The organism is Verrucomicrobiota bacterium (assembly GCA_016871675.1).
GTDB lineage: Bacteria > Verrucomicrobiota > Verrucomicrobiia > Limisphaerales > VHCN01 > VHCN01.
This window is the reverse complement of the sequence record VHCN01000038.1, coordinates 1-13,187: the sequence shown is the minus strand read 5'-3', so window position 1 is coordinate 13,187 and position 13,187 is coordinate 1. Positions and strand designations below refer to the sequence as shown.

The following is a 13,187-nucleotide window of genomic DNA, read 5'->3' as shown; positions in this document are numbered from 1 at the left end:
GCTTTCGTCACGCTTGCGCCACGCTTCCCGCCGCTGCCGCCATGCTCTTTGCGGCAGCCGTCTTCGCCGCGCCCCAGCGCGCGCCGAACATTGTCATCATCCTAGCGGACGACCTCGGCTACGGCGACCTCGGCTGTTACGGGCATCCGAGCATCCGCACCCCGAACCTCGACCGGATGGCGGCGGAGGGGATGCGATTCACGCAGTTCTATTCCGCGGCCGAGGTCTGCACGCCGAGCCGGGCGGCGCTGCTCACGGGGCGGCTGCCCATCCGCAGCGGGATGTGCAGCGAGCAGTTTCGCGTGCTGCGCCCGCGCTCGACGGGTTGCCTGCCCGCGGACGAGATCACCCTCGCGGAGGCGCTCCAGGCGAAGGGCTACGCCACCGGCGTCATCGGCAAGTGGCACCTCGGCGTGTGGTCCATCAATCCCGAGGGCCACCCGCGCAGGCACGGGTTTGATTTCAACTTCGGCCTGCCGCACTCGAACGACATGGACGCGAACCCCGGCAATCCCAAGGGCGTGTCGGGCCGGCTCGACCAGGACGCGAAGTGGTGGAATTCGCCGCTGTATCGCAACGAGGAAATCATCGAGCGTCCCGCCGACCAGGCGCGCCTGACGAAGCGTTACACGGAGGAGGCCGTGCGGTTCATCCGCGAGAACAAGGCGCGGCCGTTCTTTCTCTACCTCCCGCACACGTTCCCGCACGTGCCGTTGTTCGCGTCGGCGGAGTTCCGCGGCAGGAGCGCGCGCGGGCTTTACGGCGACGTGGTGGAGGAGCTCGACGGGTCGGTGGGGCAGGTGCTGGACACGTTGCGCAAGGAGAAGCTCGACGACAACACGCTGGTGTTTTTCACCAGCGACAACGGCCCGTGGCTCATCATGGGGCTGGCCGGCGGCTCAGCGGGCTTGCTCAAGGAGGGCAAAGGCTCGACGTGGGAGGGCGGCATGCGCGTGCCGGGCATCGCGTGGTGGCCGGGGAAGATCAAGCCCGGCGTCACGCGCGAGCTGGCGGGGATGGTGGATTTGTTCCCGACGTGCCTCGCGCTCGCCGGCGCGCCGCTGCCCGCGGGACGTGTGCTCGACGGCGTGGATATGGCGCCCGTCCTTTTTGGCACGGGGCCGGGCAAGCGCGACTCGTGGCTGTTCTATCGCGGCGAGCGGCTCTACGCAGCGCGGCAGGGTCCGTGGAAGGCGCACTTCCTCACACGCGCGGGTTACGGCCAGGCCAAGGCCGACGAACACGCCACGCCGCAGCTCTACAACCTCGACGCGGACCCGGGCGAAGCGCACAACGTCGCCGAGCAGAATCCCAGGCCGATCGAGTCCATCGCAAAGATGGTCGAGGCGCACCGCGCGACGCTCGGGCCGTTCAAGACGCAGCTTGAAGGAGTGGTGCAGCCGGTGAAGTGACTCCCGTTCGCGCTCCTAGTCCTTCGCTGAAAACTCGACCCGGCAGGGGACCACGGGGCGATCAGGATCAAGATCAGGAACAGAAGGCTGCTGGAGCGTCGCGCAACCTCACACCTGAAACTGCAACTGGTGCAGCTTGCGATAGACGCCGTCCTTCTCCACCAACTCCGCATGCGTGCCCGTCTGCACGATGCGCCCTTGGTCCATCACCACGATGAGGTCCGCGCGCTGGATGGTCGAGAGCCGGTGCGCGACGCAGATGGTCGTGCGGCCTTTCATCAAGTCTTCGAGCGCGGCTTGCACGGCTCGCTCCGACTCGTTGTCGAGCGCGCTCGTCGCCTCGTCGAGCACGAGGATCGGCGCGTCCTTGAGGATGGCGCGGGCGATGGCGAGCCGCTGGCGCTGGCCGCCGGAAAGGGTGACGCCGCGCTCGCCAATGACGGTGTCGTAACCCTGCGGCTTGTCGACGATGAACTCGTGCGCGTGGGCGTGACGCGCGGCGTCCTCGACCTCGCCGTTGCGCGCGCCGGCGCGCCCGAGCTCGATGTTCCGGCGGACGGTGTCGTTGAAGAGGATGGTCTCCTGCGTGACGAGCGCAATCTGGTTGCGGAGCTCGCGCATTGAAACATCGCGCACGTCCACTCCGCCGATGCGCACCGCGCCGCGTTGCGGGTCGTAGAAACGCAGCAGCAGGTTTGTGAGCGTGGTCTTGCCCGCGCCGCTCGCACCGACGAGCGCGACGAGCTGGCCGGGCTTGACGGTGAGGTTGATCCCGCGCAGCACGGGTTTCTCCTCGTAGTCGAACTCGATGTCCTCGAACCGGATCTCCGCGCCCGCGGCGGCGAGCGGCCTGGGCTGCGCCGGGTCGCGCACGGCGGGGGCGACGTCGAGCAGCTCGAACACGCGTTGCGTCGAGGCGCGCGCCTGCTGGAGCTGGCCGGGCAGGCGGCTGATTTCCTTGATCGGCTGATACATCGCAAAGATGCCGAGCACGAACTGGAGGAAGTCGCCCGGCGTGCTGCGCGACACGAGCGCGACGTAAAGCAGCAGCATCGCCACGCCGACCGCGCCGAGGAATTCCATCAGCACCCCGGGAATCTCCAGCGAGCGGATGACGCGCATGTATTGGGCGATGTAGCGGGCGCTGGTCTCGCGGAACCGCGCGAGCATGGACGGCTCGAGATTGTAGGCCTTCACGACGCGGTTGCCCGTGAACGTCTCCTGCATGTGGCTGGTGAGCTCCGCGAAGTTTTGCGAGATCGCCTCGGAACCCTTCCGCACCTTGCGGCCGTAGACGATGATCGGCACCGCCACCGCCGGCACGACGATGAGCGAGATGAGCGTGAGCTTCGGCTGCTGGGCCAGCAGCACGAGCAGCAGCGCGGCGACGGCGACCGGGGACTTGATCATGACCGGCAACGTGATGCTGAGCATGCGCTGAAGCTGCGTGGTGTCGTTGCTGATGCGCGAGATGAGATCGCCCGTGCTGGTCTTGTGGAAGAATCCCGCCGAGAGGTTCTGCAAGTGGTCGAAGAGGTCCGACCGCAAGTCCATGAGCGCGCGGACCGAGACCCATTGCAGCAGGTAGAAATTCAGATAGGCGCACGTGCTCCGCACGAGCATCACCACGGGGATCGACAGGACCGCCACCACGATGCCCGTCGTCGTGGCGGAGCCCGACTCCGGGAGCATCGGCGTGAGCCAGTCCACGAGGCCGCGGAAGAACGCGGGCGCCTTGGCGAGTTGCTCGGCGAGGGGCGCGGCGCCGGAGCCGGGGAAAACCCAGTCCACCACGAACTTCACCACGAACATCAGCACCGCGTTGCACAGGCCGAAGCCGATGCCGCACGCGATGCCCAAGGCCATGCGGCCCCGGTAAGGCCGGGCGTAGGCGAGCAGCTTGCGGAGGAACACGAGCACGCCGTGAGTATGCCGCGCTGCGCGGCCATCGGCGAGGGATTTTAAGGAACCGGGCCGCGCGCCGTGGACGACATCTCACGGCACCGTCGTGCGATACTTCACACCCTCGGGCACGGGGGAAGACCTCACATTCCCATGACCTGATAGCCGCAATCCACGTAGAGGACCTGCCCGGTCGTGGCGGCCGCGCCGTCGCTGGCGAGGAAGACCCCCGTGGCGCCAAGCTCGTCGGGCAGCACGTTGCGCTTGAGCGGCGAGTGGGCCTCGTAGTGCTTGAGCATGTCGCTGAAGCCCGCGATGCCGCGGGCGGCGAGCGTGTTCACCGGGCCGGCGCTGATGCAGTTGACGCGGATCTTCTGCGGGCCGAGATCGTAGGCGAGGTAGCGGCAGGAGGCTTCGAGCGCGGCCTTCGCCACGCCCATCACGTTGTAATGCGGCACGACCTTCTCCGCGCCATAGTAGCTCATGGCGATGATGCTGCCGCCGTTGGTCATGAGCGGCGCGGCCCCGCGCGCGAGCGCGACGAGCGAGTAGGCGCTCACGTCGTGCGCCACGCGGAACGCCTCGCGGCTGGTGCCGACGAAAGTCCCTTCGAGCGCCTCCTTCGGCGCGAAGGCCACCGAGTGCAGCATCAAGTCCAGCCGGCCGAACCGCTGCCCGACCTCCGCAAACACGCGCTCGATATGATCGTCCTTGGTGACGTCGCACTCGAGAATCGGCGTGTCGGGGCCGAACGCGCCCGCGAGGTCCTCGACGTTTTCCTTCAGGCGCTCGCCCTGATACGTGAAGGCGAGGCGCGCGCCGGCCCTGTGCCACGCTTGCGCGATGGCCCACGCGATGGACCGCTTGTTGGCGACGCCGAAGACGATTCCGAGTTTGCCCTGGAGCAGTGACATGGCTGCAGATTTGTTCCGCGCGAAAGGATGGGGCGAAGCCAAGTCCCGTGGCAAGGGGCGTTTTGGCGGGGCGCGGCGGCGCGCTCCACTTCCGCCCAACGTGAACTTCAACCCCGGAACTTCGCGTTGCCCCGCGGAGTCCGCGCCTTGCGTTCCACTTCCGAGGTTTGCCCTTCCGCCGTGCTTCGTCGCCTGCTACAACCCGCGCATGTCGCCCGACTTGACGCTTGGCTTCCTCGGCGCGGGCAAGATGGCCGCCGCGCTCGCGAAGGGATTCATCCGCGGCGGCCTCGCCGAGGCCGGGCGCGTCGTGGCGAGCGACATCGTGGCGGCGGCCCGGGAGACGTTCGCGCGCGAGGTCGGAGCGCGCGTCACCGCATCGAACTCCGACGTGGTGCGCATGTCGCGCGTGCTCGTGCTCGCCGTGAAGCCGGACCACGTCGCCCCCGTTCTCGGCGAGGTCGCGCCCTCATTCACCAGGGAACACCTCCTGATCTCCATCGCCGCGGGCATTCCCACCGCGAGGATCGAATCCGCTCTCCCGGCCGGGTCGAGGGTCATACGGGTGATGCCCAACACCCCGGCGCTCGTCGGGGCATCGGCGTCAGCCTTCGCACCCGGGCGCCACGCCACGGGCGAGGACGCCTCGCTTGCGATGAAACTTTTTTCCTCGGTCGGTGTCGCGATGCAGTTGAAAGAGACGCTGCTTGACGCGGTCACCGGGCTCAGCGGCAGCGGGCCGGCGTATGTGTTCACGGTGATCGAAGCCTTGAGCGACGGCGGCGTGGCCGCCGGCCTGCCGCGCGACGCGGCCACAAAGCTCGCGGCCCAGACGGTCTTCGGCGCGGCCAAGCTGCTGCTGGAAACCAGCCAGCATCCCGGCGCGTTGAAAGACGCCGTGACGAGCCCCGGAGGCACGACGATCGAGGGGCTGCACGAACTGGAGCGCGCCGGCGTGCGCTCGGCGTTCATCAGCGCCGTGCGCGCGGCCGCGGACAAGTCGCGCAAGCTCGGGCAGTCCTGATTTCCCGGATTCAGAAACCGAATTCGACCGCGCCCAACCCGGAACCGAGATGGCCTTTCCCACACCCACTGAAAAGCAAGGCCGCGTGCTTTGGTTCAGCCTGACCGCCCTCGCGGTGGCCGTGCTGCTCGCGCTGCTCGGGCTGTTGTTGTGGGGGCTCGGCTTCGTGATCAACAAGCTCACGCCCGTGCTGTTGCCGCTCGCCATCGCGGGCATCCTCGCCTACCTGCTCGACCCGGCGGTGGATTTCTTCGAGCGCGCGCTGCGCATCCCGCGTGTGCGGGCGATCATCCTTGTGTTCTTCCTCGCGCTGATGCTGGTGCTGATGCTGCTGGCGTTCGTGGTGCCGAAGATCGTGGTCGATGCGGGCGACCTCCTCGACAAGCTGCCGGGCTATGCGAAGGACTTCCGCGAGAAATTCAGCGAATGGCTCGCGCAGTCCAAACTCGGCTCGCAGGCCAAGCACGTGTGGGATTTGCAGGCCGGCGAGAATGTTCAGAAATGGCTCACGAACGCCGTGCCGGTCGCGTCGGCGTGGCTGATCGAGAATCTCTCTCGCGTCGCCTCGTGGGCGGGCTACGTCATCGGCCTCGCGCTGGTGCCGGTGTATGTTTTCTACTTTCTGTTCGAGAAGGCCGGCATCGCGAAGAGCTGGACCGAATACCTTCCCGTCCGCGAATCCAAGTTGAAGAAGGAACTGGTCTTCGTGCTGCAATCCGTCAACGACTGCATCGTGGTGTTCTTCCGCGGACAGATTCTCGTATCGATGTGCACGGGCATGTTGCTGGCGATTGGCTGGTCGTTCGCCGGCCTCAACTACGCCGTCGTGCTCGGCGGAATGGCCGCGGTGCTCTGCATCATGCCCTACATCGGCGCGACGATCACCCTGGTGACGGCGCTCGTGCTGGCCGCGGTGCAGTTCACGCACTGGACGCAGTTCGCCGGCGTGCTGAGCGTTTATGTGGTGGTGCAGCTGCTCGAGGGGTTCGTCTATTCGCCGAAGATCATCGGCGACCGCGTGGGACTGCACCCCGTGAGCATCATCATCGCGCTCATGGTCGGCACGACGCTGCTCGGCGGCGTGCTCGGCGGGTTGCTCGCGATTCCACTCACCGCGGCGCTTCGCACGCTGATGTTTCGTTACGTGTGGCGGCGGCAGGACTCGGCCGCGGGGGATGCGTAAACTCGATTCATGAAGCAGCCGCGATCTCCGTGACGCGCGGCGTCGTTCAGTGCGAGTTCACTGCGATCGGGCCGCCGTTTCGGACAATTCCGGGTGACGAATCTTCCCGCCGAGGTTCGCGGCCCAGACCATCAGCGCGACAGCCGTCAACAGAAGCCCGAGCACGGCGCAGCACATCCAATTCGGGAGCGGCGACCGCCGTCTCCAAATGAGTCCCGCCAGTGCGGCCACGCCGGCGATGAACAGCGCAGTGAAGGCTTTTGCCGCAGCCTCGTCATGCGGTTCGATCCAAGCCGCGTTCACCCCGGGCAGGTTTTTCACGGCATCCGCCGCGGACTCCCCGGTGAAGTAAGCTGGAAAGCACGACAGCGTGACCAGCACCACCGCGCCCAAGGCTGTGCGCTTGAGTTCGTCACTGCGCCGGACCAGGGACCACAGGAGGAGGAGCGCGGCGAAGACCGCGCCGACCACAGGAACGTGGTTCAGCACGAGATGCCAGTGCGCGGCGTTCATGCGGCGAGCGTATCGGGCGTCATTCAGCGCGTCCACACCCGTGCGCGGCCATGGGAACGGCGCGCACGTGTATCCGATTGTTGCGGACGCAGGCGCGGACGCCCCCATCACTTGAGCAACGGCCGCAGCCGCGCCCACGCAAGATGCGCGTCGCGCAGCGATTCGATGCGGGCGAGGAGTGGGATGGGGAAAGCTCAGGCCAGCGGCGGAGCGCGCGGACCGGCGGGCGCGGAGGTATCTGCGGGCGGTGATGCGTTGTTGGCTCGCGGCGACTCGATGTGCGGAGCCAGCGAAGGGGGCATCCATTCGGACCGTCGCTGCGCGTCGAACGGCGGTGCAACGTGGAGCGCGTCGCGCTTGGCGAGGAACTTGGACTCGTGGTCCGTGGCGAAGTGGTGGTGGTCCGTCTCCGTCCCGTGATCGTGGTGGTGATTGCCGGCTTGGAATTCCGGATGGGTTCCTCCCTCGACGGGTTGGCAGTGCGCGGGTCGCGGCCCGGCTCACTTCGTCCCGGTGGAAATCACGTTCATCCGCCGGAGCTTTCGCGAGAGGCCGAGCGCGAAGTTGCGCATCACGGCCATGCCGAGGTGCGGCTCGCGTTGCGCCAGTTCCTGGAACGCCGCGCGCCGGATGGTGAGCAGGATGGTCGGTTGCGTGGCGGTCGCCGTGGCCACCCGCGCCGCGCCGTCGAGAAACGCCTGTTCGCCGAACAACTCGCCCTGCGACACCGCGCCGATGGGCTCCGTGTTGTCCTCCAGCGCGATGCTCACGGAGCCGCGCATGACCACGAACGCCTCGTCGCACGAGTCGCCCCGCCCGAAGACGCGCTCGCCCGGCCGGTAGAGCTTCTGCACGAAGAGCCGCGCGACCTTGCGCAGCTCGCCATCGCCGAGCCCGTCGAAGAACGTCAGGCCCCGCAGCAGGTTGATGAGCGCGACGCCCAGCCGGTGATCCGCGAGGCTGCCCTCGATCACGCGCACAATCTGATGCGCGTGGCTCGTCACCGGGTTTTGCTGCACCGTGCAAACGACGTTCAGCTTGACCATCTTGACCACGTCCGTGTGCGCGCCGTCCCGCACGTGGAACGCGGGCAGGTAGGCCACGGGCACAAAGCCGAGTTGCTCCGCGCTCTTCAGCAGCCGCGGTGCGGTCGTCAGGATGTCCGCCTCCACGTAGGCCACGCCCGGTTCGCGGTGCGCCGCATCCACCACGTGTGCCAGCAGCGCGCCCATCGTGAGGTCGTCCGTGCTGAAGCCGTCCACCAGCCGCACGCAACTGTCGATGTCATCGAGATAGTGCCGCAACCCGCCCACCACCATGCCGGCGCGCCGGGCGATCGTGGCCTTCAGCGGGTCGGGGCTGGTCGCGATGCGCATCAAGCCGAAGCCCCAGTTGAACGAGCCCGAAATCTCCACCGGCGGGTTGCTCGATTTCGCGCCGTGAAGTTCCGCCTCGAACTCCGCGCTCGTCGCCGGCGCGAACGCCACCTCGGTCTTCAACGGGTAGCCCGTCGCGCCATCGCGCGCGCTGGGCGCGCCGCTGATGTTCAGGTTCGCGAGCGCCGCGCCCGCGAGATCGACGATTTGCGGAAGCGATTCGGAGAGCGGCGCGCGCTGGCTCAACCTCGCGCGCGCGGGTCTCGCATAAAACAAAATCTCCTCGCGCGCCTTGTGCACGTGCTTGAGCGGCTGGAACCCGACGCACACGCAACCGTGTGTTTCGAAGAGCACCTGTTGCGCGTTGTCCGACGCGAGCACCCGCGCGACGACCATCTGTTTTCTTTGTTCGCAGAGGTCGAGCACGCTTTGGAGCAGCGCATCCGCCGCGCCGTTCGCGAAGCTCGACTCGCGGAAAAGATTTCGTCCGAGATTCGCGACCGGTGTCTCGGTGGGGGATGGCGGGTTGAGCACGGAAAGCGTCGCCGCGAGTTCGCCGTCCGTCTCCGCGACCCACGTCTCGGCATCGTCCGCACGCCACTGTCGCGTCGCGCGGTAAAGTCTCTCGGGATCTTTTTCACCGCCCCCGGGAACGGCCGCGGGTTCGAGATGGGTCTTGATCCACTCCTCGTCGTAGACATGCGGCGCGGGGTGCGCGTCGCCGAGCGTCGCGCGAAGAAGTGCGAGCCATCGGGGCGCATCCGCGGCGTTTGCTTTTCGGATCGTGGCCGGCATGCGTGTGACGGGACCTTGGCCTTCCTTGTTGCCCGTCGCGCCGTGCCCGCGGCAGGACTCGAACCTGCACGATGTTACTCACTAGAACCTGAATCTAGCGCGTCTGCCAATTCCGCCACGCGGGCTGCGTCGCTCCGGCGCCTGCTGGAAGGTCTCGCCCGGTGCCCCGTAGCTAAGCCGACGCGTTTGGGCCGCGCAAGTGAAAAGCCCCGCCGCCCCGACACGCGCCGCCGCGGTCAACCCCGCCCATCCGTCGCGCCGCGCCGGCCCGGGCGCGCCCGGTCTGACGCGCAGAACCACCCGGAAACACCCGGGCCATGCATGACGCGCACCCGCCCGGCGACCGCGCCGATTCGTCGGGCGAGAGCAGGAGCCAGCCGTTGAAATCCACTGTCTTTTCGGGCCCGGTGATGAGGTTTACATCCGCAAAAAAAAAGCGTTTAAGTTCTTGACCTGCCAGCCACCTGCACAGATAACACGCGCGGTTACCGAAGCCTCCATTTCAGAAAGCAACGCCATGAAGATCATTTGCGTTAGGATTTTTGCCGCTGCGGCACTCCTCCTCGCGCCACTCGTCGCACACGCGCAACCCACCGGCGGCATCGTCGCCGGGGGCGCCGCCAACGCGACGATTGGCACCGCAGGCAGCGTCACCACCGTCAATCAATTCGCCGACCGCGCGATCATTGACTGGAGCACCTTCAACATTGGCGCGGGCCACACCGCCCTCTTCAAGTTCCTCGGCTCCGCGGGCGCGAACTCCGCCGTCCTCAACCGTGTCGACGCCGCCGGCGGCCTCTCGCAAATCTATGGAACGCTCCGCTCCGAACTCGGCAACGGCTCCGTCGGCGGCACGGTTTATCTCATCAACCCCAGCGGCATCGTCGTCGGCCCCGGCGGTGTCATCAACGTCGGCTCCTTCGTCGGCTCCACGTTTGACCTCGGCCTCGACCGGCTTTCCGCGAACGCCAATTTCCTCAACGCGTCCACGCTCACCCTCTCCGGAAATTCCCTCAGCGGCATCGACAACCAGGGAACCATCTCCGCCCTCGGCGACGTCTTCCTCATCGCGCACACCGTCCGCAACTCCGGAAATATTTCCGGTGACAACGTCGGCCTTGTCGCCGCGAACGTCGTCGAGCTCCGTCCCGCGAACATCGTCGCCTCGGGCGGCGAGCGCATCTCCGTCATCGCGGGTCAGTCCACCGAGGACAGCTACGACGGCGTCATCAACTCCGGAACCATTTCCGCCGTCACCGCGGAGCTCAAGGCCGCCGGCGGAAATATTTACGCGCTCGCCATCAACAACGGCGGAGTCGTTCGCGCGCAGACCGTCGTCCGCGACGGCGGCAGGATTTTCCTCAGCTCGTCCGGCGGCACGGTCATCAACACCGGAACGCTCGACGCGTCCGGCACCGCTCCCGGCGCGACCGGCGGTCACGTCCAGGTCACCGGCGGCCAGGTCGGCCTCGCCGGCAACGCGCTCGTCACCGTCAGCGGCGACGCCGGCGGCGGCACCATATATATAGGTGGTGGTTTCCAGGGTGCGAACCCCGACGTTGAGAACGCCCGCGCGACCTTCGTCGGCAGCGAGGTCAGGCTCCTCGCCGACGCCCTCACCTCCGGCAACGGCGGCACGGTGATCGTCTGGTCCGACGAGGTCACCCGCTTCTACGGCCACATCAGCGCCCAGGGCGCCAACGGCGGCGATGGCGGCTTTGCCGAAATCTCCTCCCACAACGTCCTCATCTTCGACGGCACCGCCGACGTCACCTCCTCCGCCACCCTCCGCGGGTCCATAAACTCAGGCTCCGACGTCGCCCCCGGTCGCTCGGGCACCGTCCTGCTCGACCCGCTGCATGTCATCATCGCCGACGCGGGACCCGATGATGCCAATGTCATGACCAGCCCGCAGAGCCCCGAGGGCGTGCTTTTCAGCGTCCCCGACACCACGTCCACCATCACCATCTCCGACGAGGCGATCGAGGCGCTCACAGGCAGCTTCGAGATTCAGGCCCGCGACAGCATCACCATCAACCAGTCGCTCGTCCTCGGGAACCTGGGCACCGGCGAGACCGGCACCTTCCGGGCCGGCGGTGACATTACCGTGAGCCCGGGCGTTTCCATCACCACGGCGGCGGGGGGCAACCTGAGCTTCATCGCCTCTGATGTCGGCGGCATCGACTCCCCCACCGCCACCATCACCATCAACGACGCCGACATTGGCGCGGCCAACACCTTCTCGGTGAGCTTCCTGAACAGTGGTTCCGGCGGCGTGGTCATCGCCACGGGCGGCACGCCCACCGTCAACGCCAGCGCCACCATCAGCTTCAACTCGCCCCTGACCATCAACCAGAACACCACGTTCGGCTCCGGCAGCACCACGGTCAGCTTCACCTCCGTCACCGGCATGTCGTCGCCCTCGCTCAACGTCAGCGGCAACGCTTCCTTCATCGGCGATGCCATCACCCCGTTCGTCGTCACCGGCCTGAGCACGCTCACCGTGAGCGGCGGCACCACCTTCGGGCAGGGCTCCATCACCTCAACCGGCACGCAGACCTTCACCGGCGCGTCCTCCCTCACCGGCAACGTCACCATCAACGCGGGCGCGGGCAATGTGAACTTCACCGGTGCCATCAGCGACGACGGCACCGGGCGCTCCCTCACCATTTCAGGGACCGCCGGCACCACCACGTTCGGCTCCACCGTCGGCGCGGGCGGTGCCCGCCTGAGCACGTTGTCCGTCAGCGGCCCCGTCAGCATCGCCAACAACATCTTCACCACCGGCAACCAGACCTACACCGGCGCCGCCACCATCACGGGCGACGCCAACCTCGATTCCAGCACCGGCACGGTCACCTTCTCCAACACGGTCAACGGCACCACCGATGGCGGGCAGTCCTTGACCGTCACCGGCAACGGCTCCTTCGCCAGCACCGTCGGCGCGGGCATGGCGCTCGAGTTCCTCACCGTCACCGGCGCGGCCAGCATCGCCAACAACATCACCACCAGCACCACGGGCGGCGGCACGGCCAACCAGACCTTCCAGGGCGCGGTCACCCTCGCCGGCAATGCGATGCTTACCAGCACCGGCGGCGGCGCCATCAACTTCCAGAGCACGGTGAACGGCGCGTTCAACCTCACCGTCAACACCACCGGCGCCACAACCTTCGGCGGCAGCGTCGGCGGCAACGCGCCCCTCACCACCATCACCACCGATGCCGGCGGCACCGTCACCTTCGGCAGCTCCGCCCCCGTCACCGTCGCCACCACCGGCAACCAGACCTACAACGAAGCTGCCACGCTCGCGCAGAATACGACCATCACCGCCGGCACCGGCACGGTTTCCTTCGTGTCCACCATCGCGGGCGGCGCCAACAACCTGAGCATCGCCGCCGACGGCATTGACTTCGCCGACGCTGTGAATGGCACCGGCGCCATCACCCTGCAGGGCGGCGCGGCGGGCACCACGGTCGGCGTCTTCGGCGCGGCCGGCACGCTCCTGTTGACCACCGCCGAGATCGCCTTCATCGCGGACCAGCACTCCTCCATCACCATCGGCCGCACGGACGGCACCGCCGCCGTCACCGTCGCCGCCGGCACCTTCACGGATCCCGTGGTCATCCGGGCGGACGGCATGGGCGGCTCCGTCGTCACCACCGACACCATCACCGGCACTGGCGAGGCCAGCGTGACCCTGAACACCACCGGCGCCACCAGCGGCACCATCAGCCTCGGCGGCAACATCACCGTCGCACTGACCGCAGGCACCGGCATCACCCTCAACGGCAACGTCACCCTCACCGCCAACTCGGTGCTCACCACCGGCAACGCGAACATCGTCGTCAACAACAACATCGCCGGCGACTTCAACCTCACCTTCACGGACGGCGGCGGCAACACCACCGTCCAGGGCACCATCGGGGAGGGCGCGGGCACGCAGCTTAACACCCTCGCCTTCACCGGCGGCGGTGGAACGACGACCCTCAACGGTGGCAGCGTCCGCACCGACTCCAACCAGACCTACAACGACAACGTCGTTATCGGCGCCGACACCACCTTTACCGA

At 67.3% G+C, this 13,187-nt stretch carries 8 protein-coding genes and 1 tRNA gene; 4 read left to right on the top strand and 5 right to left on the bottom strand.

The features are described 5' to 3' along the window. The first annotated feature begins 41 nt into the window (after positions 1 to 41). The gene (locus FJ386_09465; protein MBM3876930.1) at positions 42 to 1,412 is read left to right on the top strand and encodes a sulfatase; all 1,371 of its coding nucleotides are present in this window, start codon (positions 42 to 44) and stop codon (positions 1,410 to 1,412) included. A gap of 108 nt (positions 1,413 to 1,520) precedes the next feature. Here the strand turns inward: FJ386_09465 and FJ386_09460 are convergent, their stop codons facing one another. Both FJ386_09460 and FJ386_09455 read right to left on the bottom strand, forming a co-directional pair. Continuing rightward, positions 1,521 to 3,332 carry an ABC transporter ATP-binding protein gene (locus FJ386_09460; GenBank protein MBM3876929.1) on the bottom strand — a complete coding sequence of 604 codons (1,812 nt, stop codon included), beginning with the start codon at positions 3,330 to 3,332 and terminating at the stop codon, positions 1,521 to 1,523. Positions 3,333 to 3,457: 125 nt separating this feature from the next. Then, a complete protein-coding gene (locus FJ386_09455; protein ID MBM3876928.1) occupies positions 3,458 to 4,228 on the bottom strand; it encodes an enoyl-ACP reductase in 771 nt (256 codons plus the stop codon). Between the two features lie 208 nt (positions 4,229 to 4,436). On the opposite strand from FJ386_09455, the gene proC reads away from it, so the two are divergent. Next, positions 4,437 to 5,252: a pyrroline-5-carboxylate reductase gene (gene proC, locus FJ386_09450; protein MBM3876927.1), complete on the top strand. Its 816-nt coding sequence runs from the start codon at positions 4,437 to 4,439 to the stop codon at positions 5,250 to 5,252. Between the two features lie 49 nt (positions 5,253 to 5,301). Then, complete coding sequence (locus tag FJ386_09445) at positions 5,302 to 6,435, top strand: AI-2E family transporter (GenBank protein MBM3876926.1); 1,134 nt, start codon at positions 5,302 to 5,304, stop codon at positions 6,433 to 6,435. A gap of 57 nt (positions 6,436 to 6,492) precedes the next feature. On the opposite strand, the gene FJ386_09440 is transcribed toward FJ386_09445, so the two are convergent. The 3 genes from FJ386_09440 to FJ386_09430 all read right to left on the bottom strand — a co-directional run bounded on the left by FJ386_09440 (position 6,493) and on the right by FJ386_09430 (position 9,244). Beyond that, positions 6,493 to 6,948 carry a hypothetical protein gene (locus FJ386_09440; GenBank protein ID MBM3876925.1) on the bottom strand — a complete coding sequence of 152 codons (456 nt, stop codon included), beginning with the start codon at positions 6,946 to 6,948 and terminating at the stop codon, positions 6,493 to 6,495. A 500-nt stretch (positions 6,949 to 7,448) separates the two neighbouring features. Continuing rightward, positions 7,449 to 9,119 carry a cyclic nucleotide-binding domain-containing protein gene (locus tag FJ386_09435; GenBank protein MBM3876924.1) on the bottom strand — a complete coding sequence of 557 codons (1,671 nt, stop codon included), beginning with the start codon at positions 9,117 to 9,119 and terminating at the stop codon, positions 7,449 to 7,451. Between the two features lie 43 nt (positions 9,120 to 9,162). Then, positions 9,163 to 9,244: transfer RNA gene (locus FJ386_09430), tRNA-Leu, on the bottom strand. A 392-nt stretch (positions 9,245 to 9,636) separates the two neighbouring features. Between FJ386_09430 and FJ386_09425 the strand changes: the two genes are divergently transcribed. Then, on the top strand, positions 9,637 to 13,187 hold a 3,551-nt coding region (locus tag FJ386_09425), incomplete at its 3' end, for a filamentous hemagglutinin N-terminal domain-containing protein (GenBank protein ID MBM3876923.1).